20 protein-coding genes are annotated in these 25,083 nt (G+C 45.0%); 11 read left to right on the plus strand and 9 right to left on the minus strand.

Annotation, left to right across the window (positions count from 1 at the left end; translation table 11 throughout):
* The first annotated feature begins 20 nt into the window (after window positions 1–20).
* Window positions 21–785: a sulfate transporter CysZ gene (cysZ, locus tag QL234_RS15290; RefSeq protein WP_281558689.1), complete on the plus strand. Its 765-nt coding sequence runs from the start codon at window positions 21–23 to the stop codon at window positions 783–785.
* A gap of 271 nt (window positions 786–1,056) precedes the next feature.
* On the plus strand, window positions 1,057–1,404 hold the full coding sequence (locus tag QL234_RS15295; RefSeq protein ID WP_281558690.1) for a hypothetical protein: 348 nt from the start codon (window positions 1,057–1,059) through the stop codon (window positions 1,402–1,404).
* 160 nt (window positions 1,405–1,564) lie between these two features.
* On the opposite strand, the gene QL234_RS15300 is transcribed toward QL234_RS15295, so the two are convergent.
* Window positions 1,565–3,412 carry a M1 family metallopeptidase gene (locus tag QL234_RS15300; RefSeq protein WP_281558691.1) on the minus strand — a complete coding sequence of 616 codons (1,848 nt, stop codon included), beginning with the start codon at window positions 3,410–3,412 and terminating at the stop codon, window positions 1,565–1,567.
* A 144-nt stretch (window positions 3,413–3,556) separates the two neighbouring features.
* The gene (locus QL234_RS15305) at window positions 3,557–4,423 is read right to left on the minus strand and encodes an OmpA family protein (RefSeq protein ID WP_281558692.1); all 867 of its coding nucleotides are present in this window, start codon (window positions 4,421–4,423) and stop codon (window positions 3,557–3,559) included.
* A gap of 181 nt (window positions 4,424–4,604) precedes the next feature.
* On the opposite strand from QL234_RS15305, the gene rnt reads away from it, so the two are divergent.
* Window positions 4,605–5,342, plus strand: a complete 738-nt coding sequence (gene rnt / locus QL234_RS15310) for a ribonuclease T (protein WP_281558693.1) — start codon at window positions 4,605–4,607, stop codon at window positions 5,340–5,342.
* Window positions 5,343–5,495: 153 nt separating this feature from the next.
* Here rnt and QL234_RS15315 read toward each other — a convergent pair whose 3' ends face one another.
* Both QL234_RS15315 and QL234_RS15320 read right to left on the minus strand, forming a co-directional pair.
* Window positions 5,496–6,101 carry a peroxiredoxin C gene (locus QL234_RS15315; protein ID WP_044831509.1) on the minus strand — a complete coding sequence of 202 codons (606 nt, stop codon included), beginning with the start codon at window positions 6,099–6,101 and terminating at the stop codon, window positions 5,496–5,498.
* Between the two features lie 109 nt (window positions 6,102–6,210).
* The gene (locus QL234_RS15320; RefSeq protein WP_044831508.1) at window positions 6,211–6,549 is read right to left on the minus strand and encodes a Grx4 family monothiol glutaredoxin; all 339 of its coding nucleotides are present in this window, start codon (window positions 6,547–6,549) and stop codon (window positions 6,211–6,213) included.
* A 324-nt stretch (window positions 6,550–6,873) separates the two neighbouring features.
* Here QL234_RS15320 and sodB point away from each other — a divergent pair, with 324 nt between their 5' ends.
* From sodB to QL234_RS15340, 4 genes are all read left to right on the plus strand, one after another.
* Window positions 6,874–7,455, plus strand: coding sequence for a superoxide dismutase [Fe] (gene sodB, locus QL234_RS15325; protein ID WP_281558694.1), 582 nt, complete (start codon window positions 6,874–6,876; stop codon window positions 7,453–7,455).
* A 510-nt stretch (window positions 7,456–7,965) separates the two neighbouring features.
* On the plus strand, window positions 7,966–9,900 hold the full coding sequence (locus tag QL234_RS15330) for a PrkA family serine protein kinase (protein ID WP_281558695.1): 1,935 nt from the start codon (window positions 7,966–7,968) through the stop codon (window positions 9,898–9,900).
* 49 nt (window positions 9,901–9,949) lie between these two features.
* Window positions 9,950–11,236, plus strand: a complete 1,287-nt coding sequence (locus tag QL234_RS15335) for a YeaH/YhbH family protein (RefSeq protein ID WP_281558696.1) — start codon at window positions 9,950–9,952, stop codon at window positions 11,234–11,236.
* A gap of 23 nt (window positions 11,237–11,259) precedes the next feature.
* A complete protein-coding gene (locus QL234_RS15340; protein WP_281558697.1) occupies window positions 11,260–12,774 on the plus strand; it encodes a SpoVR family protein in 1,515 nt (504 codons plus the stop codon).
* Window positions 12,775–12,883: 109 nt separating this feature from the next.
* Here the strand turns inward: QL234_RS15340 and fadR are convergent, their stop codons facing one another.
* Window positions 12,884–13,594 (minus strand): fatty acid metabolism transcriptional regulator FadR, encoded by a 711-nt coding sequence (fadR, locus tag QL234_RS15345; protein ID WP_281558698.1) that lies wholly within the window; start codon window positions 13,592–13,594, stop codon window positions 12,884–12,886.
* A 416-nt stretch (window positions 13,595–14,010) separates the two neighbouring features.
* Between fadR and nhaB the strand changes: the two genes are divergently transcribed.
* Complete coding sequence (gene nhaB, locus QL234_RS15350; protein ID WP_281558699.1) at window positions 14,011–15,600, plus strand: sodium/proton antiporter NhaB; 1,590 nt, start codon at window positions 14,011–14,013, stop codon at window positions 15,598–15,600.
* A gap of 346 nt (window positions 15,601–15,946) precedes the next feature.
* On the plus strand, window positions 15,947–16,465 hold the full coding sequence (gene dsbB, locus QL234_RS15355; RefSeq protein ID WP_281558700.1) for a disulfide bond formation protein DsbB: 519 nt from the start codon (window positions 15,947–15,949) through the stop codon (window positions 16,463–16,465).
* 184 nt (window positions 16,466–16,649) lie between these two features.
* On the opposite strand, the gene QL234_RS15360 is transcribed toward dsbB, so the two are convergent.
* From QL234_RS15360 to QL234_RS15370, 3 genes are all read right to left on the minus strand, one after another.
* Window positions 16,650–18,026 carry an SLC13 family permease gene (locus tag QL234_RS15360; RefSeq protein WP_281558701.1) on the minus strand — a complete coding sequence of 459 codons (1,377 nt, stop codon included), beginning with the start codon at window positions 18,024–18,026 and terminating at the stop codon, window positions 16,650–16,652.
* 83 nt (window positions 18,027–18,109) lie between these two features.
* Complete coding sequence (nagZ, locus tag QL234_RS15365; RefSeq protein WP_281558702.1) at window positions 18,110–19,123, minus strand: beta-N-acetylhexosaminidase; 1,014 nt, start codon at window positions 19,121–19,123, stop codon at window positions 18,110–18,112.
* Between the two features lie 161 nt (window positions 19,124–19,284).
* Window positions 19,285–19,917: a TetR/AcrR family transcriptional regulator gene (locus tag QL234_RS15370; protein ID WP_044831498.1), complete on the minus strand. Its 633-nt coding sequence runs from the start codon at window positions 19,915–19,917 to the stop codon at window positions 19,285–19,287.
* A 471-nt stretch (window positions 19,918–20,388) separates the two neighbouring features.
* On the opposite strand from QL234_RS15370, the gene QL234_RS15375 reads away from it, so the two are divergent.
* Together QL234_RS15375 and QL234_RS15380 are read left to right on the plus strand one after the other, a co-directional pair.
* Window positions 20,389–22,239 (plus strand): M2 family metallopeptidase, encoded by a 1,851-nt coding sequence (locus tag QL234_RS15375; protein WP_281558703.1) that lies wholly within the window; start codon window positions 20,389–20,391, stop codon window positions 22,237–22,239.
* Between the two features lie 270 nt (window positions 22,240–22,509).
* A complete protein-coding gene (locus QL234_RS15380; RefSeq protein ID WP_281558704.1) occupies window positions 22,510–23,382 on the plus strand; it encodes an aspartyl protease family protein in 873 nt (290 codons plus the stop codon).
* Between the two features lie 129 nt (window positions 23,383–23,511).
* Here the strand turns inward: QL234_RS15380 and rimO are convergent, their stop codons facing one another.
* Complete coding sequence (gene rimO, locus QL234_RS15385; RefSeq protein WP_281558705.1) at window positions 23,512–24,933, minus strand: 30S ribosomal protein S12 methylthiotransferase RimO; 1,422 nt, start codon at window positions 24,931–24,933, stop codon at window positions 23,512–23,514.
* Between the last annotated feature and the right edge of the window lie 150 nt (window positions 24,934–25,083).

A 25,083-nucleotide genomic window follows, 5' to 3' on the forward strand; every position in this document is an offset into this window, starting at 1 on the left:
GACGGGAAATAATGCCGGCTATGTCTTATCAGCAGCTAACAACTCATGCACCTCACGCCAACAGCGGCGCAGGTTATTTTATCAAGGGCTTTGAACTCATCCGCCTTAAAGGGGTACGCCGTTTCGTTTTTATCCCCTTGTTGGTTAATTTACTGTTTTTCTCCATTGCCTTTTATTATCTTTTCCTCGAACTCGAGCATTATATGGCCATGGTTGAAGGCATGGTACCCGACTGGCTCAGCTGGATAGGTTATGTGCTCTGGCCGCTGGCTTTATTTACCCTGTTAGTGATCTTCTCTTTTATCTTCAGTACCGTCGCCAATTGGCTGGCGGCGCCTTTTAACGGCCTTTTATCGGAAAAGATCGAGCAAAAGCTCACCGGCCATCAGCTTGATGACGGCAAAATAACGGATATCATCAAAGATATTCCCAGGACTTTAGGGCGGGAATGGTGCAAATTAAAATATTACCTGCCCCGGGCCATCGGCTTTTTCCTTATTATGTGGTTTTTACCCGTTATCGGCCAATTGATCTGGTTTTTGTTTATTGCCTGGATGATGGCGGTGCAATATAAGGACTACCCGTTTGATAACCATAAAGTGCCCTTTAGTGAAATGAAAGCGGCGCTGCAGCAAAACAAAAGCCTGAGTTACAGCTTCGGCCTTACCGTGATGGTATTTTCCATGGTGCCGATCATTAACCTGATCGTGATGCCGGTAGCCATCTGCGGCGCTACCGCGTTATGGGTAGATAACTACCGCGGGGAATTTGTTACCCGGTCATAATATTTAATCTGAAGCTGTTTTCAGCTTAAGAGCAATGTAAGGCCTGAGAGGTTAATCTTTCAGGCCTTTTTATTACGGCTTCAACTTACTTAGGTTTCCCCCTAAAGATATTGCTTATCTACGATCTTAAAATGTTATCAAGAGGGTTAACTATTGCCACTTAACTCATCGTTAACTGGGTTTGTATTTGATTTTTAATAGGGTTTTCTGCCGTCTTCGGCTAAACTTCGGATAAAGCTTGCCTATACCTTAGCCTGTGGAGTCTGTCAGGATGAAGAAGATCACCTCTTTATTAGTGTTATGCAGCACTGTCTTGTGCTTAACCTGGCCGGTTGCCGCTATTGAGCCCTCAAATTTATCTGAAAATATTCCTTTACCGCAAGATGCCCGGGTATTTGCCCGGTTTGATGACAATTTACCCGCCGTGGTTAATTATTTCACCCGGGAAAGCGAACAGGCTATTGTCAGCTTATACCAACAGCATTACGGCGAGCCCAGCAGCCGGGAAAGAAAACGCGGGCGGTTAACCATGGTTTTTAGCCACGAGAGCGCAGAGCTCCGTCTCGTTATTTCCGAGCAGGATAAACAGCGCCAGGTCGATATATTAAAAATGAAGTAATAACACCGGCTCCTTATCTTGCTAAAATCAAGGTTCTTAAAATCACCATCCCGAAACCTTAAAGTAATTTACGCCATGTATAAAAAAGGCAGCTCATATCAAATGAGCTGCCTTCATCAGGGCTGATATAAAACGCCGAATTATTCGACCGGGTCAGAAACTAGTCTTTTAAGATAGCATCAACCGTGCCCTGCGCCAGCGGGTGGTATCCCGGACGGGCTTGCAAGTAAACTTTCTTGGCCCAGGCTTTACCCTGCTCCGACTCTGCCAGGACTTTATAAAGCGGCACAATCAGTTTACGGCGGCCAATGCCGATCAGGTAATCAGACATCGCCGAATAAACCTTGTCATAACCCGCCCTTAACGATAATAAATACCAGGCATGAGCAATTTCGGCATTCTGGCTGTGGGTCAGGTTAAATGCCTTATCCAGGCTGGCCATACGCTCTAAAGAAATATTAAGCGGCAAATTGTTGATAAAATGCAACCACTCATGCAAGGTCCAGTTTGCCGTTGGCACTTGCGCTAAAGTAATTTCATCGCTTAATAACTGGTTAATTTGCGTATCGATGTTTTTAAAGGCATCTGAGGTAGGTTTAGGCACAAAAGTCGGCAGACCCTGCTCGTAAATCCACTCATTGACTTCTGCATCGCTGACAATATCCGGATACTTTTGCAGCAATTCTTTTTTCAGGTATTTGACAAAGTTTGCTGTCCCCAGACTTTCAAAAGCGTGGCTATCGAAGTAGTTAAGGATGAATTCATCAAAACGCTGACGCCCGAATTTCTGCTCTAAATAAATCAGGAATAACTGGCCCTTGGTATAAGGCACACCTGAGAAGGCATCATCGGGATCGCGTCCTGCCAGATCGATATATAACTGGGTATCACCCGGGCTAAGCTCGGCAATTTCAAAGTTAAGCCCCTGGGCATCAAGCGCCTGCTCCATCACCGCGCGATCACGACCGAAGACTTCTTCCATGATGCGATTTTCAACATAACTGGTAAAACCTTCGTTTAACCACAGATCGCGCCAGCTTTCGTTGGTCACCAGGTTACCGGACCAGGAGTGAGCTAATTCGTGGGCAATCAGGTTTACCAGGGATTTGTCGCCGGCAATTACCGTTGGCGTGATAAAAGATAACCTTGGGTTTTCCATACCACCAAAAGGGAAGCTCGGCGGTAAAATCAACAGATCATAACGACCCCAGCGGTAAGCGCCAAAAAGCTTTTCAGAAGCATCGATCATCGCCTGGGTATCATTAAATTCGGCTACCGCGCTATCGAGTACGCTTTTTTCGGCGTAAACACCGGTAATATCGCTCATGGCCTTAAATTCAAGGTCACCGACACCGATTGCAATCAGATAAGGTGGGATCGCCTGCGGCATAGAGAAGAAATAGTCGCCGTCTCTTGCCGTATCCGGGGTATTATTCGCGCTCATGACCGCCAGCACATCACTGTCGGTTTTAATTCTGGCGGTATAGGTTACCCGGACACTCGGGGTATCCTGAATAGGGATCCAGGAGCGGGCATGAATGGCCTGGTTCTGACTGAACATAAACGGCTTTTTCTTGCCTGCTGTTTGCTGCGGCGTCAACCATTGCAGGCCGGAGGCCTTCTCGGTGGAGTTGTAGTAAACCCTTAACTTTGTCGCTTTAAAGCCCGGCTTAACGGTAAGCTTTGAGCCCAGGACATCATCGCGCTGTGCCAGTTTAAAACTGACTTTTTGCCACTGGCCGTTTGACTTCTGCGCCTGTACCTTGTGGATCACTAAGTCCCGGGTATCTAAATAGATAGGCTTGGCACTGTCGCTTAACCAGTTCAGAGATAATTCGGCAAAACCTTTAAGTGATTTTTCATCAAAGTCGACCGCAAGATCTAAGTAAACATGCTTAATTTTTACCTGATCATAGTTAGCATAGGTATAGGCATCATTAACCTGTGCCCAAAGTGATGGAGTTGCAAAGGCAGCAAGTAGCACCGCCAAACGTGCAAAGAATTTCATTTATTGAACTTCCCTTGAAAAAATAGGCCATTAGGTTAGTTTAACCTAATGGCCTATTCAACAATTAATTAGAAAATTCAGCTAAATAAATTGCCCGGATAGTTAACTATCCGTTAACTTTTCCTTACTCCCGATGCTGCGGGGCTAAGGTTTTTCCATATGTATGACCACGCGGCGGTTTTTACCCCGTCCTAAGGTGGTCCGGTTCGAGGCAATATGGCGTTTCTCACCGTATCCGCTGGCTTCAATCCTACTCGGATCTATGCCGTTGGCGACAAAATATTCACGGATTTTATTGGCCCGTTTCTCAGATAACTTCAAGTTAGTCCAACGTCCACCATAACTATCTGAATAAGCATCAATTAATACCAGCTCAAGATCCGGGTCCAGGCTCAGGTATTCGGAAATCATCGCCATACGCTTTGCTGACGACTTAGTAAACTCATCGCTGTTTGACTGGTAATTAAGTACCGTATAAGAAATATCTTCAAAACTGAAATTCAGCAGGTTACCGACACAACCGACAAATTTCTGATACGCCTTTTGAAATTTTGCCGTTGATAAACCAACAGAAATTTTATCCTGCTCGTTATACCAGTCATTATAAAAGAAGGTCGGACTCATGCCCTGCTCTAGCTCACTTAACATCGCCCAGGCGACTTTTTTCGGCAGGCTGGGGGTAAACTGCTTGTGTAACTTCATTTTTGCCAGTACATGATCGCCTACCCCGGGACGCCAGCGCGGCGCAACCGAACGAACTTCTGCCAGGGCATAATTATCCGGCAGCAATAACATGTCCAGCTCAAATTCCATATTCATCTTACGGCTGGCTTTGCTATAAAAGCGTGCTTCGCCATAATTGGGGATTTTATGGGATAAAGTGCATTCCAGGCGTGAGTCATTCGCCAGTTGCCATTGGGAAGAATCCAAGTCGGCACTATATTGCCGGATCCCGCCTTGTGCCTGGCCCATGAAGAATAACAGCAGAATTGACGCAATTTGTTTTTTCATAATTCTAAAAATACGATTTATTAAGCGGCATTAGTTATATCGGCAATTTCAATAGTTACTTTAACACTTTATCAGTAAAAATAAAAAAACTATAGCAAAGGCTTACTATAATAGTGTCGTTTTCAAACTAATTTTCTGCGATAATCCCCCCAAAATTAATATTCAGTACCCTTATTTTTCTATGTCAGAGTCTTCATCAAGCCAAACAATTGATGTCAGTAATCAAAAAACCGCTTTCGCCCAAAGGTTCAGGGGTTACTTTCCCGTGGTCATTGATGTTGAAACCGCAGGTTTTAACGCACAAACCGATGCCCTGTTGGAAATCGCCGCTTCGGTATTAGCCCTGGATGAAGCTTCCGGCTTATTTTCCATTGATGAAACCATACATTTTAATGTCAACCCGTTTGAAGGAGCCAACCTTGAACCGGCGGCCCTCGCCTTTACCGGGATAGATCCCGAAAACCCGTTAAGAGCAGCCGTTGATGAAAAAGAAGCGTTAAAAGAAATTTTTAAGCTGGTCAGGAAAAAAATGAAAGTCGCCGGTTGCCAGCGGGCTATTATCGTCGCTCATAACGCTTCCTTTGACTTAGGCTTCCTTAATGCCGCCACTACCCGTTGTGGAATCAAGCGCAGCCCGTTTCACTCTTTTGTCAGTTTTGATACCACGACATTATCGGGACTGGCGCTGGGACAAACGGTATTGGCAAAAGCTTGTGCTGCCGCCAACATTGAGTTTAACGGTAATGAAGCCCATTCGGCGTTATATGATACGGAAAAAACCGCAGAGTTGTTCTGTCATATCGTCAATAAATGGCAGGCCTTAGGCGGCTGGCCACTTGCAGATGAGGCAGAGAGTGAAGAAAGCTGTGCCAGTGAGTCAGCAGAAACCGGCAGCTCAAAAAAAGCCAGTAATGCTTAGGAGTTCAGGGAGATAAGCTATAACGGGATATTACTACATTATCCTGTCTTTGTTTATTAACATGTTACCACTGCATACACCCTAATATAAAAAGCCAGCGCGAAGCTGGCTTTTTAATGGTAACCTTTCAGGCCCTCAGGCCTGAGCAATCACTTATAACTGATCGGCGTTATCGGCCAGGTAAGAAGCAACACCTTCTGGAGAAGCTGTCATACCTTTGTCACCTTTGTTCCAGCCAGCTGGACAAACTTCACCGTGCTCCTGGTGGAATTGAAGCGCATCAACCATACGGATCATTTCGTCAACGTTACGGCCAAGTGGTAAGTCATTCACTACCTGGTGACGTACGTTACCTTCTTCATCGATAAGGAAAGAACCACGGAAAGCAACACCGGCTTCTGGGTGCTCAACGTCATATGCCTGACAGATTTCATGTTTAACATCAGCAACTAAAGTGTATTGAACCGGACCAATACCACCTTCATTTACCGGCGTATTACGCCATGCATTATGAGAAAACTGTGAATCGATAGAAACACCGATAACTTCAACACCACGGCTTTTGAACTCATCCATACGGTGATCAAAAGCAAGTAATTCTGATGGACAAACAAATGTAAAGTCTAATGGATAGAAGAATACTACTGCTTTCTTTCCTTTAATAGCTTCGGCTAAATTGAAGTTTTCAACAATTTCACCACTACCTAAAACTGCTGCGGCAGTAAAATCTGGTGCTGGACGACCAACTAATACACTCATTATTATTCTCCAAGGTTTAATTATATTGACCACACATGTTGGACACATGCATGCTCGGATTGATTAACACCACTACTATGGTGGCACTAATTAATATTTCAATGCAATCTTATGCATTTTCTTCTGAACGGTTCTTATCTGCTGTTTCTTTAATCAGGGTTTGTAATTCCCCCTGCTGAAACATTTCCAAAATAATGTCACAACCGCCGATTAATTCACCTTCCACCCATAATTGGGGAAAAGTCGGCCAGTTGGCGTATTTAGGCAATTCGGCGCGGATATCCGGGTTTTGCAGGATATCGACATACGCAAACTTTTCACCACAAGACATCAGGGCTTGTGCCGATTGTGCAGAAAATCCACAGCTAGGTAATTTAGGAGAGCCTTTCATATATAACATGATGGGGTTCTCGGCGATTTGTTGTTTAATACGTTCAACTGTGTCCATAATGACCTCTGTACTGTGACCAATAAAAATATGCAAGTTGACTGGCTATATGGGGGCTTATCCCAAAAGAATCAACCGAAATAAACTGCTTATTTTATTTATCCTGCATTATTTAGGTGTAAAACCTGAAGAAGAAAATGCAAAAATAAAAAATAATATTAAAACTTACTGCACTTGATAAATATTCTGGCAATACCCATATATTTGGTTAAACTATGCAGGTTTTTTAAAACCCGAGTATTTTACTTGGTTTTTAGTAAAAACAAACTACTTCTTTATTTTTGTGCAAGAAAAAATATTTATAATACATTCCTGGAGAAAAAAATGGCTATAGAGTTACCAGCACTACCTTATGCAAAAGATGCCCTGGCACCACATATTTCTGAAGAAACTTTGGAATATCACTATGGTAAGCATCACAACACATATGTAGTTAAGCTGAACGGTTTAATCGAAGGAACCGATTTTGAAAACAAATCGTTAGAAGAGATAGTAAAATCATCTTCTGCTGGAATTTTCAATAATGCTGCACAGATCTGGAACCACACTTTCTACTGGAACAGCTTAAGCCCTAACGGTGGCGGCGAGCCTAGCGGTGCCCTGGCCGAAGCGATCAACGCCAACTTTGGCTCTTTCGCTGAATTTAAAGCAAAATTCACCGACAGCGCCATCAACAACTTCGGCTCTAGCTGGACCTGGTTAGTGAAAAATGCCGATGGCAGCCTGGCAATTGTTAATACTTCCAATGCCGCTACGCCGTTAACAGAAGAAGGTGTTACCCCGCTGCTAACCGTAGATTTATGGGAGCATGCTTATTACATCGATTATCGTAACCTTCGTCCTAACTATATGGAAGCCTTCTGGGCTCTGGCTAACTGGGACTTTGCTTCAGCAAACTTTGCTTAAGCCAAAACCAAGCCATTAGCTGATCCCACATTACCCGCTATATGGTATCAGCAAAGTTTAAAAGCCGGTGCCTGTCACTGGCTTTTTTGATCTCGACGCCGGTAAAATAATCACCAAAAAAGAACAACTATTTGCCGCTGGCAGAGTCAAACAAGAAGTGTGACAAGATATCTCAAGACTCCGGTGCCGGATACGTTAAGATAACCAGCTGTATATACGCTACGCCCGTATCTTGATGCCGATATTTGAGACTTTGCAATTCTTAACGGTTTGCACCTTTTTTATCACTGACAAGTAACCAAAACAGACCAATAAAAGCAACCTGGTTAGAGCGAAAGCCGGAAGCTGATGTTTTCGATTTTATTGGCCAAACATTCCTAATACGACAATAAGTTACAAAAAAAGCACTATTAATTACGTGCTTGGCAAATTAGCAACTACGCTTATAAATAGATAACACTATTTCTCGGTCTTTATTTTATACACCTTTGATTTCGATTGGAGACGAGTATGAGCATTTTTCATCATTATCAGTCGCGCTATGAACAAGCACAAGAAGAAGAATTTAGCTTACAGGAATTTTTAGATATTTGTCGGGAAGACAAATTCGCCTATGCCAGCGCTGCAGAGCGGCTGTTAAAGGCGATAGGCTCCCCTGAGATGGTTGATACTTCTACCGAACCGAGGTTAAGCCGGATATTCTCCAACCGGGTTATTGCCAGATACCCGGCCTTTGAAGAATTTTACGGGATGGAAGAATCAATCGAACAAATAGTGTCCTATTTAACCCATGCCTCCCAGGGACTGGAAGAGCAGAAACAAATCCTGTACTTGCTCGGCCCGGTTGGCGGCGGTAAATCTTCCCTGGCAGAAAAATTGAAGTCTTTAATGCAGCAGGAGCCGATTTATGTGCTCAGTGCCAACGGCGAGAGAAGCCCTGTCAATGATCATCCGTTTTGTTTATTTGATAGTAACGCCGACGGCAAGGTCTTACAGGACGAATATGACATTCCGCTGCGTTACCTTAATAATATTATCTCCCCGTGGGCGGCAAAACGCCTGCATGAATTTAAAGGGGATATTGCCAAGTTTAAAGTGGTAAAAGTTTACCCGTCGATACTGGATCAAATCGCCGTTGCCAAGACCGAACCCGGCGATGATAACAACCAGGACATTTCCGCTCTGGTAGGCAAGGTGGATATTCGCCAGCTTGAGCATTTCGCCCAAAATGATCCCGATGCCTATAGCTACTCAGGCGCCCTTTGCCGTGCCAACCAGGGGCTAATGGAATTTGTCGAAATGTTCAAGGCGCCGATCAAAGTCTTGCACCCGTTATTAACCGCAACCCAGGAAGGAAATTACAACCCTACCGAGGGCCTTTCCGCCCTGCCTTTCCAGGGGATTTTACTCGCCCACTCCAACGAATCTGAGTGGCAAACATTCAGAAACAATAAAAACAATGAGGCATTTCTCGATCGTGTTTATATAGTCAAAGTGCCTTATTGCATGCGGGTGTCAGAAGAAGTCAATATCTACAAGAAACTCATTGAGAACAGCGAGTTAAAAGATGCCCAATGTGCTCCAGACACCCTGGAAACCCTGGCGCAGTTTTCTGTGCTGTCCCGGTTAAAAGATCCGGAAAATTCCAGTATTTATTCCAAAATGCGGGTTTATGACGGTGAAAGCCTTAAAGATACCGATCCCAAGGCCAAATCCTACCAGGAATACCGGGATTATGCCGGCATAGACGAAGGCATGTCGGGATTATCCACCCGCTTTGCCTTTAAAATATTATCCCGGGTCTTTAATTTTGACCATAACGAAGTTGCCGCCAACCCGGTGCATTTATTCTACGTGTTAGAACAGCAGGTTGAGCGGGAACAATTACCCAAAGAAACAGCCGAGCAATACCTGGAATTCATTAAAGGTTTCCTCACCCCGGAATATATCGAATTTATCGGCAAGGAAATTCAAACTGCCTATTTAGAATCTTATTCCGAGTACGGGCAAAACATATTCGATCGTTATGTCACCTATGCCGATTTCTGGATCCAGGATCAGGAATACCGGGATGCCGAAACCGGGCAGTTATTTGACCGGGAAGCTTTAAATAACGAGTTGGAGAAAATCGAAAAACCCGCAGGCATCAGCAACCCCAAAGATTTCCGTAATGAAATCGTCAATTTCGTATTAAGGGCCAAAGCCCATAATAACGGAAAAAATCCGGTATGGACCAGTTATGAGAAACTCAGAACGGTAATTGAGAAGAAAATGTTCTCCAATACCGAAGACTTGTTGCCGGTGATCTCCTTTAATGCCAAAACCTCAGCCGATGATCAGCAAAAACATGATGATTTTGTTGAGCGCATGATGGCCAAAGGATATACCCAAAAACAAGTCAGGTTACTGTCAGAATGGTACTTGCGCGTAAGAAAATCCTCTTAACCTTGGCGCTTAACCTTAGGCTCTTAACCTTAGGTATGGGGAGTATTAAATGACCAACTTTATCGATCGCCGGTTAAACAGTAAAAACAAAAGTACCGTCAATCGGCAGCGTTTTTTGCGCCGCTATAAAAGTCAGATCAAAAAATCGGTTTCTGATGCCATCAATAAACGCGGCGTCACAGATGTTGACAGCGGTGAAAGCATTGTTATCCCGAAAAAAGACTTGAGCGAGCCAATATTCCATACAGGAAAAGGAGGCGTTCAGGACAGGATACACCCGGGCAACGACCAGTTCAGCACAGGGGACCGTATCCCCCGTCCACCCCAGAGTCAAGGACAAGGCGGTGGACCAGGCGAAGCGAGTGATTCAGGGGAAGGCGAAGATGATTTTATCTTCTCAATTTCCAAAGATGAATACTTAAACCTGCTCTTTGAAGATTTGGAGCTGCCCAACCTGGAGAAAAACCAGCTCGATAAGTTAATCGAATATAAAACCGTGCGTGCCGGTTTTTGCGCCGAAGGTGTGCCCGCCAATATCGATATCGTGAAATCACTGCAGGGCTCTATCGCCCGGCGTATTGCCATGACATCCGATAAACGCCGCCGATTAAAAGAGTGCCAGCACAAGCTCGAGCAACTCAATAATGATACCCATGAACATGTTAAAGAAAAGCGTGAGTTAAGCGAAGAAATAAGCCAGTTAAAACAAAAAATCGCCAAAGTGCCTTTTATCGACACCTTCGATTTAAGGTTTCGCAACTATACCCGGCAACCGGTACCGACGTCTAAAGCTGTGATGTTCTGTTTAATGGATGTTTCCGGCTCTATGGATCAGGCAACCAAAGACATCGCCAAACGCTTTTATATTTTACTCTACCTGTTTTTAACCCGTACCTATAAAACCATAGATGTTATTTATATCCGCCACCATACCCAAGCTAAGGAAGTGGATGAGCAGGAATTTTTCTACTCCCAGGAAACCGGCGGCACCATAGCATCAAGCGCCCTTGAACTTATGATTAAAGTGGTTGAAGAGCGCTATAGCAGCTCAAACTGGAATATCTATGGCGCCCAGGCTTCGGACGGTGATAACTGGGCTGACGATTCTCCTTATTGCCGTAAACTGTTAGCAGATAAGATTTTACCGAAAACACGATATTTCAGCTATATAGAGATCACCCAGAGAGCGCATCAAACACTTTGGCAACAGTACCAGCAACTTGAAAAAGATAATCCGCATTTTGCCATGCGGCATATTAAAACCGTTGACGATATATACCCAGTATTCAGGGACTTATTTCACAAGAATACCCAAGAGATAAAAACAACAGGATAATTTGCTAGCGAGTAGGTGAGGATATGGCCAAACGCAAACCGCTTGATGACAGCCCAGACTGGACATTTGATTTATTAAAACAGTATCAGACAGAGATCGCCCGGGTAGCTGAGCATTATCGCCTTGATACCTACCCCAATCAAATAGAAGTGATCGCTGCCGAACAAATGATGGACGCTTACGCGTCTGTAGGCATGCCAATTGGTTATAACCACTGGACCTTTGGTAAGAAATTCATCCAAACAGAGCAAACCTATAAACGGGGACGTATGGGGCTTGCCTATGAAATAGTGATCAACTCAGATCCCTGTATTGCCTATTTAATGGAAGAAAATACTATGACCATGCAGGCCCTGGTAATGGCGCATGCCTGCTATGGCCATAATTCCTTTTTCAAAGGCAATTACCTGTTTAAGTCCTGGACAGATGCCAGTTCCATCATAGACTATTTATTGTTTGCCAAAAACTATATCGCCGAATGTGAAAACAAATATGGTATTTCCGAGGTAGAGTCTACCTTGGATGCCTGTCACGCCTTGATGAATCATGGCGTCGACAGATACAAAAGGCCACAAAAAATCTCCCTGGATGAAGAGCTGAAACGGCAAAAAGACCGGGAAGAATATCTTCAGTCCCAGGTTAACTCCCTCTGGCGCACCCTGCCGGCAGCACAAGCACAGGAAGCCGTAAACAAAACCACATTTCCCAGCGAACCCCAGGAAAATATTTTATATTTTATCGAAAAAAATGCGCCTTTGCTTAAACCCTGGCAACGTGAAATAGTCCGGGTTGTACGAAAGATATCACAATATTTCTACCCGCAAAAACAAACCCAGGTAATGAACGAAGGCTGGGCCTGTTTCTGGCATTACACCATACTAAACCACCTTTATGATGAGGGGTTAGTGACCGACAAATTTATGATGGAGTTTCTGCACAGCCATACCAGTGTAGTGGCACAACCCGAGTATAACAGTCCTTATTACTCAGGCATTAACCCTTATGCCCTCGGATTTAATATGTTTATCGATATCCGGCGCATCTGTGAGCACCCTACCGAAGAAGATAAGCAATGGTTTCCGGAAATTGCCGGTAGCAACTGGTTAGATACCGTGCATTTTGCCATGGAAAACTTCAAGGATGAAAGTTTTATCAGCCAGTTTCTTTCCCCGAAACTGATGCGGGACTTCAAGTTATTTCATATCCATGACGACGAAAGCAATAATTATGTGGAAATTGGCGCAATCCATAATGAACAAGGTTATAAAAAACTGCGCACCACCTTGTCCAACCAATATAACCTGAGCAACCTGGAGGCTAATATACAGATTATTGATACCAATATTAACGGGGACCGTGCCCTGACCCTACGCCATACTCCACATAAAGGCGTGCCCTTGGCCGACTCCAAGAGTGAAGTACTCAAGCACTTACATTATTTATGGCAATTTGATGTCAAACTCGTTCAGGCCAATAAAAGCGGTGAAGACGATGTTATTGCCCGTTGTCCTGACATAGAACCCCAGGAACAACTGTAAATTTAAGGTAACAGGAGCGGGCCTCACTAAAGTAAGCTTCTCCACCATTCATATACAAAAAAACCGGCAATTTTATTGCCGGCTTTTTCATTGATAAGAAATATACCTGTTAGTCGGATAATTCTTTTAATACGTCTTCTTTTAGCTCCAACCAGAGCTTACCGGATTCGATACCGTATTTACGCACAGCAAATACCGCATCATCAAATTTATTTTCCTTGGCCAGGTCAATCAGCTTTTGATAATAAGTTCTTGATATCTCACGCCCTTGCTCCTGGGCAAAATACAAGCTACCGATGCGAGAATATAAGCCTTTAAAACCATTTAGAATCAAAAGATAAATCGGATTTTCCGAGGCTACCACCAATTCTTTATTCAAGCGATAGTCGAATTCGGCAAAGGCTTCACCGGTATCTTCTACATCACGGTAAGCACTTAACAATTCGATGGCTTTTTCTGGATTATTCTTAATAGCTCCGCGAACATAGATAGCGCTGATATTGGTGCGGGCAGACAATAAGTTGTCCACCAGATCGGGAATACCCTCCTGATCCAACTGGGCCAAATTCTCAAGAATATTTAAACTTGAAGTATCCCAGAAATTATTCACCTTAGTAGGCTTACCGTGTTTTATGGTCAACCAGCCATCACGTGCCAGACGTTGAAGCACTTCTCTTAAAGTGGTTCTGGTGACGCCGATCAGTTCAGACAACTCCCTCTCCGCCGGTAATATTGAACCAGGAGGGAAACCACCATTCCATATGGATTCGACGATATATTGTTCAGCAAATCCCGCCGGACTTTGTGCTTTTATTACCATGAGGCTATTTTTTACCTTTAAGTGTTAATTTAACCGCAAACTGATTGTACCAGAAGCTCTCCCGAGTACAAGCGTGTAAAAAACGAATATTGCGAATTATTCTCAATTCCCCCTTGTTCAGGTAAAAATGCTTTTTGTCTCATGCCCTAAGTTTTTTGCTATTGTGCAATAAAAAGCCACTCTAACAAGCGAAAAGATAAGAAAAGAAAATACCACTATAATCACAATAGCTCGCTAAAGCTTTTAAATTAATCAATAAAGGCCTGAGTCCAAAAAATTTACCTTTAAATGAGAATTAATTTAACATCGAAGTTAATAAGCCATAATTTATTGTGGTATATTGTGATTTTACATAGTTAATAATAAAACGCGATGGTATTAAGCCATTAAGTTTAAAACAACGATAAAGGTTAGTTATGCAGCAATCATTTATGAGCGCACTGTACAAAAATTTCTTAGGGTCTTCGCCCGAATGGTACAAGCTTGCTATTGTTTCTTTCTTAGTCATCAACCCGCTACTGTTTTTCTTTGTCAGTCCCTATATTGCCGGTTGGGCATTAGTGCTTGAGTTTATTTTCACCCTGGCCATGGCCTTAAAATGTTATCCCTTGCAGCCTGGTGGCCTGCTCGCCATTGAAGCCGTGATGATAGGCATGACTTCCCCCAAGCAGGTTATGCATGAAGTTACCGTCAACCTGGAAGTAATCCTGCTACTGGTCTTTATGGTGGCCGGTATTTATTTTATGAAGAACCTCTTGTTGTTCTTATTTACCAAAATCATCACTAAAGTGAAGTCGAAGACCATCGTTTCCCTGATGTTTTGTTTTACCAGCGCCTTTTTATCCGCTTTCCTCGATGCGCTGACGGTGATCGCCGTAATTATCAGTGTTGGCGTTGGCTTCTACTCGGTTTATCACAAGGTAGCCTCGGGCAAAGAGCAGCACCATGAGCATGACCACACAGAAGATCATCACCTGGGAGAATATAGCCGCGGTGACCTGGATCAATTCCGTGCCTACTTGCGTAACTTATTAATGCATGCCGGTGTCGGTACTGCATTAGGCGGTGTTTGTACCATTGTCGGTGAGCCGCAAAACCTGATCATCGGACAACAGGCCGGTTGGGATTTTCTTGAATTCGCCATCCGCATGTCACCGGTCACCTTCCCGGTATTAATTGCCGGCCTGATCACTTGTGTGCTTTTGGAAAAAGTTAAATGGTTCGGTTACGGTGCTCAGCTCAGTGACAATGTCCGTCAGGTCTTAATTGATTTTGATGAAGATGCAACCAAAAACCGCACCAAGCGCGATAACGTTAAACTTATTATGCAAGGGGTTATTGCCATCTGGTTGATTGTTGCCCTGGCACTTCACCTGGCAGCTGTAGGTTTGATCGGTTTAACCGTGATCATTTTCGCGACTGTTTTTACCGGTGTTACCGACGAACACCAGATTGGCCATGCTTTTGAAGAAGCCCTGCCCTTTACCGCCTTATTAGCAGTCTTTTTTGCCGTTGTTGCCGTAATCATCGACCAGCAACTCTTTACCCCGGTGATCACTTGGGTATTAACCTTTGAAGGCAACATGCAACTGGTAATGTTCTATCTCGCCAACGGCTTTTTATCTATGGTCAGTGATAATGTCTTTGTTGGTACGGTTTATATTACCGAAGTTACCAAAGCACTGGCTGCCGGCCAAATCACCCGGGACCAGTTTGACCTACTGGCGGTTGCCATCAATACCGGTACTAACCTGCCAAGTGTTGCTACCCCCAACGGTCAGGCCGCCTTCTTATTCCTGCTAACTTCAGCCCTGGCCCCGTTAATTCGTTTATCCTACGGCCGTATGGTGATCATGGCTTTCCCATACACTATAGTTCTGACCATAGTGGGCTTGATAGCTATCTCTTCAGGCCATTTAGCGGACTCTACCCAAAGCTTATATGATTCTGGCTTGATCCAACATCATACCGAAGTCCCCGGAGCCCATGCCCCGTCTGCACATTAATATTTTGAAACGATTTTAAAATACAAAAAGCGCCCTAGTGGCGCTTTTTATTTACAGGATGTAATGTATGATGCGACAACAGGGATGTTTTAGAGCATCGATTTACAGGATGTAATGTATGGCGACAACAGGGATTTTTTAGAGCATTGATTTACAGGATGTAATGTATGATGCGACAGCAGGGATGTTTTAGAGCATCGATTTACAGGATGTAGCTATGATGCTGTTATTAGATATGACATCAAAACAAGCAAAGTTAAAAGTTCATCAGCTGATTTCAGTCAATAATGAACAAGAGCAGACAAACAATTAACAATAATAACCAAAAACTATTAAAGGAAACGAAGTGAAAACTATCAGTGATCTCGTTGACAAGGCTACCCCATGGAAATTACTGGCATTGAGTGCTTTAGCCCTTGAACTGGTTGCCCTCTACTTTCAATATATTATGGGACTTGAGCCCTGCATCATGTGCATCTATCAACGTGTGGCGATTTGGGGTATTTTCTTTGCCGGTGTTGTCGGCAGCCTGGGACATAACTTTTTTATTGGCCGCTTTATCGCCTTTGCCTTATGGGGGATTGGCGCTATCTGGGGGTTACTGATCGCCATGGAACATGTCGAAATGCAGTCAGCATCCTCTTCATTGTTTTTTACCTGCGATTACGTGCCTAATTTCCCCAGCTGGGCACCGCTGCATCAATGGCTTCCCTGGTTATTTGAAGCCACAGGTGATTGTGGTGAAATCAGCTGGAGCTTCCTTGATTATTCTATGCCTCAATGGATGATAGCCACTTACGCCATTTATACCGGTGTTTTTGTACTAATACTGCTGGCACGGTTATTATATGCCAGAAAAATTTAGTATGAAGCCAAACGCTCTGTGAAGATAGCGACTCTTTGACATCCTGTCATCGCTGCATACCGTTCTTCCTGAACATCAGTTGCTCTTTGACATTCTGTCACCGAAACATACCCTTCTTCCTAAATATAAAAAAGCGATGTTAACTTAACATCGCTTTTTTATTATCGGGCTAAAATTTAATTACTTAAATCAAAATGAAATAACAGAATAAACCGATAATACTGGAAACCAGCACACTCAGTATCGCCCCTTCTTTCACCATATCCTGTATTTCTATATATCCGGTACCGTAGGCAATGGCATTCGGCGCGGTTGCAACCGGCAACATAAAGGCACAACTGGCCGCCATCGCCGCCGGGATCATAAAGACCACGGGATCATAACCGGACGAAATTGCCGCCACCGCCAATATCGGCATTAACAAGGTGGCCGTGGCGGTATTACTGGTAATTTCGGTAAGATATGTCACCACCAGGCAAATGGTTAAAATCATCAAAATAGCCGGAAGGTTGGCTAAAGTTGTCAGCCAATCGCCAAGCATGGTACTTAATCCGGAGGCGGTGAAACCTTTGGCAATGGCAATACCGCCGGCAAACAGCAATAACATGCCCCAGGGAATTTTAACGGCGCTGTCCCAGTCCAGTAAACGTCCACCTTTGCCGTTGGGAACTAAAAACATCAGCACAACCGCAGTAAGCGCCACTGTGCTGTCACCGGCAATGGGAATATCCAATGCACCACTCCAACCGCCAAAAGGCTCTTTACGGGTGACCCAGGCTAGTGCCGTTAAGCCAAACACCCATAAGGTTCTTTTTTCCTCTGTGCGCCAAGCCCCTAATTCAGGCAACTCAATTTTATGCTCTAAGGTAACATTACGGGTCAACCATACCGCCATCAGCGGCAAGGCTACCAAGATCACGGGAACACCTATTTTCATCCAGGCGAAAAAGCCAAACTCTTGACCGGTTTGTTCTTCATATATACCGGCAAAAATAACATTTGGCGGGGTACCGATAAGGGAGCCCATACCACCGACACTGGCAGCATAGGCGATGCCCAAAATTAACGCCACTTTAAGTTTAGGGTTATCGACATGGGCCAGAATCGCCAGGGCAATCGGCAACATGATCAAGGTTGTCGCGGTATTGGAGATCCACATACTTAAAAAGCCTGCCGCCAGCATAAAACCAAGCACCAGGCGTCTGCCGCTGGAAACCCCTACCAGACGTATCATATAGACCGCCAACCGCTCATGCGCGCCACTTTTTTCCAGTGACTTGGAGAGCATAAAAGCCCCCATAAGCAATAAAATCACATGGCTGCCTAATGCCGACGCCACCGACTTATGATCAAGAATGCCAAACAAAGGGAAAAGGGCAAAGGGCACCAGTGAGGTTGCCGGAATGGGGATGGCCTCGCTGACCCACCACATCACAGTCAATAAGGTAATGGCGGCAGCCAGCGCCGGCTTTTCTGCCAGGCCCAGTTGTCCCAGGATAAAATAAAATGCCATTGCTGCCAGCGGCGCAATCACAATAAAATGCTCTCGATTAAGTTTCATGTCTGTTGTTTTTCTTTTCGTTATTAGTTTACGTATAAGTTGCCTTTATAGCGTCAAGGCTTATGCCGTATCATTTATTATCTTTACAGGAAATCTTTGACAAAGCGGTTCGCTTGCTGCCAACGGGGATCCTTTGCCAACCCGGCCCAATCGGTATCGGTTATCTTCAGTAGCTTGCCTAAACGCCTGCTGCTTACCTGGTCAATGCTGATATTGGCGTTATCGATCACCTCAATAGCCGCTTCGCGGTTATTACACACCAGCAACATATCACAGCCCGCCTGCTGAGCGGCTTCGGCCCGCTCCATATAACCGCCGATCACCGCCGCCCCTTCCATGGATAAGTCATCACTGAAAATAACTCCGTCAAAAGCCAACGTCTGTCTGAGGACTTTTTGCAGCCAGACAGAAGAAAATCCCACACCGAGCTTATCGACATCAGGATAAATCACATGGGCCGGCATCAGCGCAGACAAAGCACCTTTATCCAACATCGCTTTAAAAGGTTTGAGATCTAAACCGGCAATATCATTAAAACAGCGAGAATCTACGGGTAAAGCAATATGGGAGTCTTCTTTAACACTGCCGTGTCCGGGAAAATGTTTACCTGTTGCCAGCATACCTGCGCTATTCATGCCATCAATAAAGGCCGTTGCCAGGGGGATGATAACATCCGTTTGCTGGTGGAAGGCGCGATCGCCAATCACCTCACTGATGCCATTGATATCCAGTACCGGGGCAAAACTGATATCTATGCCCACCGCCTGGACTTCCAGTGCCATTAACAGCCCACACTGATGCGCCAACCTCATGGCCCGGGTTTTATCTTCCCCGGCAAGTGACCAGAGTTTTCCCATGGCGGGGATCGCCGTGAAGTGCTCACGAAATCGCTGTACCCGGCCACCTTCATGATCCACCGCCAACAGGATATTCTCACCGGCAGCGTTCCTGATGTCCTGTGTCAGCGCCGTCATTTGCTGCGGCGAATGATAATTTCGCGAAAATAAAATACAACCACCCACCAGTGGATGCTCAAGCAGCTCTTTATCTTCTGCCGATAATGATGTGCCCTGCACATCAAGCATTATTGGACCCATAACCACACACTTAAAATAAAATATGCTGCTACTCTACCCAATTTAGCGACATTAACAAAGCTGCAGAGGGGAATTTCAAGTAATGGCGGGCCGCTTGGTGAAAAAGTAGGCAATAGCCCTGCCCGGAAATTTCATTTTCCGGGCATTAAAGGGGGGATAAATTAATCAGCTCTGTTTATCGGCGCCGCCACTCCGGCCGCCACATAAGGGATCACCTGCTGGATCACTTCACCGATATCCATTTTCCGGTCAAAATCATTGGCGGCAATATCCATTAAGGCATCACTTGATGACATGGTAAACACTATGGTGCCCATAGTGAAATGCAAGCGCCAGAACATGTCTTCCGGCGTCAGCTCAGGATAGGCCTTTTGCACCGCATCAACAAAATAAGAAATGACATTAGGATATTGAGTGGTTAAAAACCAGCGTAAAAAGCCCTGGCTGTCGGTATAACCCCTACCCAATAACTGCAGGAAATTGCTGGTACCGTTTTCCTGAAACTCATTTAAGGAAAGTAAAGGTTCAACAAAAGCCGAAAACACCTGTATCAGGCTGGGCTGCCCCTGCTGCTGACACACGGCTTCAAGCGCCGACTCCAATCGCGGAGATAATTCATTCATGTAGCGGGACATGACCGCCTTGATCAACTCTTTTTTAGAGCCAAAATGATAATTCACCGCCGCCAGATTCACCTCAGCCTGGCTCGTTATTTCCCTTAACGAGGTGCCATTGAAGCCTTTATCTGCAAACAACTGCTCAGCTGCATCCAAAATTTTATTTTTTGTACTCATATGCTTTCAGGCACCATTACAACATTATTAAAACAAACGGTTTAAACAGATGTTTAAAATAGCCTAAGTTGGTTCATCAGGTCAATAACAGTTACTGAAGAAAAATTATCGAACAAATTTTTCAAAACCATTTAACACGATTCACCTAATAATAAATTATTGAGAATTATTTTGCATTTTAATGAACTTTGCCGGGGATCCCTGCTCAAACAGGTATTAGCGCATATGCTTAAACAATTCCTCCCTGGCTCTGTGACCTGATCTGTCAATCACCACCGAGCCTTTTTTTTGCCCAAAAAACCACCTGAAAACGGTTATTTGTATTTTAATGCGCCATTTCTGCAATTACCGGACAGATTAACAATGAAACTCAACGATAATTATCGGCATTTCCCCGCAAATCCCTTGTTATCACTGGACAATTTTATATAATCTTGCCACCCCAAAGGATCACAAAAATTACAACAAACTATGAAAAAAACAACATTTAAATTGACCGGTGTTGCGCTGCTGATCGCGGCTACGCTTACCGGCTGTAACCAGACGACTTCAGATGCCTCTGCGCCCCAAGCTGCCAAGGCAGAAATGAGCAAAACCTTAACTGCGAAAGATGCTGATAGCTTCCTGGCCCGTGTTAGTGAAGAAATGGTGCGTTTAAATAAAGAAGGTGCCCGTGCGGAGTGGATTTACCAAAACTTTATCACCGAAGATACCGCCGCCCTGTCCTCTGCCGCCAACCAAAAATCCACCGAAGCCGGCGTACGTTTCGCCATGGAAGCAGCCAAATTTGACGATGTCGAAGTTACGCCTGATCAACGCCGCAAGCTCAACTTCCTGAAACAAAGCCTGGTTATCCCTGCCCCGCAAGATTCTAAAAAATCAGCCGAGCTTGCCAAAATAGGCGCCGAGCTTGGCAGCATGTACGGTAAAGGTACTTATACCACCAAAGCCGGTGAAAAATTAAGCCTGGGTGATATGACCGCCACCATGGCCACTTCACGCGATTACGACGAGTTGCTGGAATTATGGCAAGGCTGGCGTCAAGTCAGTCCGCCGATGAAAGACTTATATACCCGTCAGGCAGAATTGGCCAATGAAGGCGCCAACGGCCTGGGTTATCCTGACTTGGGCACCATGTGGCGCTCAAACTATGATATGTCACCCAATGAATTTGCCGATGAATTGGACCGTTTATGGGGCCAGGTAAAACCCTTATACGATGATCTGCATTGTTATGTGCGCTCTGAACTGGGTGAAAAATACGGTACCGATAAGGTACCGCAAAACGGCCCTATTCCGGCACATCTTTTAGGTAACATGTGGGCGCAAACCTGGGGCAATGTTTATGACCTGGTTGCCCCGGAAAATGCCGATCCGGGATACGATGTTACCAAGCAATTAGCCGTTCACGGCTATGATGAAAAGCAAATGGTGAGAGGAGCTGAGAAATTCTTTACCTCCCTTGGCTTTGAAGCCCTGCCGGAAACTTTCTGGCAACGCTCTTTATTTACCAAGCCAGAAGACAGAGATGTTGTTTGTCACGCTTCCGCCTGGGATTTAGATGCCAAAGACGATATCCGCATCAAGATGTGCATCCAGCGCACCGGTGAAGAATTCTCTGTAATCCACCATGAGCTGGGCCATAACTTCTACCAGCGCGCCTATCAGAACCAGCCGGTGTTTTATCAAAACAGCGCCAACGACGGTTTCCATGAAGCTATCGGTGATACCATTGCCCTTTCTGTTACTCCTAAGTACCTGAAAGAAATAGGCTTAATTGATACTATCCCGGATGAGTCCAAAGATATCGGCCTGTTGATGAAAATGGCACTGGATAAAGTGGCATTCTTACCTTTTGGCCTGTTAGTTGACCAGTGGCGCTGGAAAGTATTCTCAGGTGAAATTACTCCGGAAAACTACAACACTGCCTGGTGGGAATTACGTGAGAAATATCAAGGTGTCACCGCTCCGGTTGCCCGTGATAAAGAGGCTTTCGATCCGGGTGCTAAATATCACGTACCGGCGAATACTCCTTATTCCCGCTACTTCCTGGCGCATATCCAGCAGTTTGAATTCCATCGCGCCTTATGTGAAATTTCCGGTAATACCGATCCTATCCACCGTTGTTCTATCTACAACAACAAGGATGCCGGTAAAGCCCTTAATACCGTGTTAGAAATGGGCTCAAGCATGCCATGGCAACAAGCCTACAAGGTATTAACCGGTAATGAACAGATGGATGCCACCGCCATTTTAGATTACTTTGCACCACTGCATACCTGGTTAAAAGAGAAAAACAAGGGTAAACAATGTGGTTTTTAAGCGGTTTTAAAGTTAGGCACTAAGCTGTAATAACTAAGCGCTACAACTTACCCTAATAACCCCCTCACTCTGAAAAAGATGAGGGGGTTATTTTTTAGCCCCTACCCTGGCAGCTCCCTATATCAGGAAGCCTGGTTCCTTATTTGAGGACATCACTTCTCTATATAAAAATAACTGGCGAATTACCTCTTATAAAACAACAACTTTCCTTCCGGTACGCATATTGCCCTTTAGTCTGCAACAACAAAGACAAGACCTAAGGAAAATCTTATGCACTTACAGCAAGTAATTCATAAAAATCCCCGCCTTTTTGCCGGCATTTTATTTGGCCTGACAGCCGCCATCAACACAGCCGATGCCAAGCCAAATACCCTGACACTGGGTAAATTTGGCCCGCGTCCCACGGTAGATATCGCCATTAACGGGTCCAAACCTTTTACCGTGATTGTCGATACCGGCTTTACCGGCGGATTAATGCTGGACAAAGCGCTGGTACAGACATTGGATCTTACCTATATCAATACCACGCAAATGCAGAACATGGGAAAAGGCAAAACCATAGACATCAATAACTATCAGGGGGAAACCGTAGATTTTGGCAGTTTCTCCCTGAAGCTGGACAACATCAGCAGCCATGACTCCCACATATTAGCCGGTAAAGACATGCCCAAAGGGGTGTTAAGCGCCTGGGCCTTTACCCCAGGCACCTTCACTTTTGACAATGCCAATAATACTTTAACCCATGACAGTGAGAAGCAACTCAGCGCCAGGCAAGCAGGTATCTTGCCGCTGGAAACTGAGCAGCAAATGTTTCCCAGCTTTGACGTTAATATTGACGGCAAGGTATTAAAAGGCCACCTGGACACAGGCTCCCCCGGCACTATTACCTTGCCATTAGCACTCAAGGATAAATTTGAATATCAACAAGCCCCGCAAATTACAGGCAAGGCAAGAATGCCGGGACGGGAGTTGGATATCTGGTCAGGGAAACTCAAAGGAGACGTAACCATTGGCCAGGTGCGCCTTAACTCACCCGAAGTGAAATTTCTCGACGGTATTCCGGGGATCAATATTGGCTCGTCATTTATCAAAACCCATAAAATATCAGTGGATGTCGAAAATAAACTGATGCAACTGCATTAGCCAATGCTTTTAAACAACTTAGCCGGCACTTTGCCAGCCATACAGCACATAAATATAGACATACCCAAATAAAAAGCCCGGTAACATACACATGTCACCGGGCTTGGTTAGGCTTTGAAAAAGTAGCGGTTAATCTTCTACCCGCACGCCCCAAACATCATGCTCATCGGCGTGGATGATCTGCACCCACACCTGATCGCCGGGCTGGACATCAAATTCATCGGTAAGATAAACCTTACCATCAACTTCCGGCGCATCCATATAGCTGCGACCAACCGCCCCCTCACTGTTCACTTCATCAATGAGGATCAGGTATTCCTGACCGATACGTTGCTGTAGCTTATCGGCGCTGATTTTCGCCTGCACAGCCATAAAGCGCTGCAGGCGCTCTTCTTTCACGGCTTCATCGATTTGATCCGGCAAATCATTGGCCTTGGCGCCTTCTACCGGCGAATACTTAAAGCAGCCAACCCGATCAAGCTGGGCTTCTTGTAAAAACGCCAGCAACTCTTCAAACTCTTCTTCGGTCTCCCCCGGGAAACCGACGATAAAGGTCGAACGGATCACCAGCTCAGGACAGATTTCACGCCATTTTTTAATGCGCTCTAACGTACGCTCCGGGCTGCCGGGACGTTTCATTAATTTTAAGATGCGTTTATTGGCGTGCTGAAACGGGATATCCAGATAAGGCAAAATTTTACCTTCTGCCATCAGCGGAATGATATTATCCACATGAGGATAAGGATAAACATAATGCAAACGCACCCAAACGCCCATTTTTGATAATTGCTCGCACAGGGCCTGCATATGAGTTTTTACCGGCATCCCGTCCCAGAAATCGGTTTTGTGCTTAACATCGACGCCATAAGCTGAGGTATCCTGGGAGATCACCAATAACTCTTTTACCCCTGCGTTGACCAGGCGTTTTGCCTCACCCAAAACATCCCCGACAGGGCGTGAGTCGAGATCGCCGCGCATCGATGGGATAATACAGAAGGTACAACGGTGATCGCAGCCTTCAGATATTTTCAAATAGGCAAAATGTTTCGGGGTCAGTTTAATGCCGTGATCCGGCACCAGGGAAGTAAAAGGGTCGTGTTTCGGCTTAGTAACATGTTCGTGCACCTGATTAAGCACTTCTTCATAGGCATGCGGCCCGGTAACGCCAAGCACATTAGGATGAATCTCGGTGATTTCATCTTCTTTAGCCCCCAGGCAACCTGTGACCAGCACCTTACCGTTTTCGGTTAATGCCTCACCGATAGTGTCCAGCGACTCTTTTACCGCAGAGTCGATAAAACCACAGGTATTAACGATCACCAGCTCGGCATCGTCATAGCTGTTGACGACATCATAACCTTCGGTTCTGAGTTGGGTCAGAATACGCTCAGAATCCACTAGGTTTTTCGGACAGCCAAGTGAAATAAAACCTATGCGTGAACGCTTGGCTTCCCCCCCTTGGGGCGCAAGTTCTGCTTGATTCGCTTCAATAGTTTTTGAAGGAATATCTAAAGTCGTGGTTTGCTTGGGATCGAATTGTTCAACTGTCATGGACTACCTTGGCACTTGGCTTTTACATCATCTAAATATCTCGGGTAAAGCCGGCGGCTTTACAAAGTTGCGCGATTATACCCGAAAGTATTTAACAGGGGAAATATGATATATACAGATAAGAAACCAGGCACAGACCTGGATAATGAC

Source organism: Thalassomonas sp. RHCl1, from assembly GCF_947387555.1.
Classification (GTDB): domain Bacteria; phylum Pseudomonadota; class Gammaproteobacteria; order Enterobacterales; family Alteromonadaceae; genus Thalassomonas.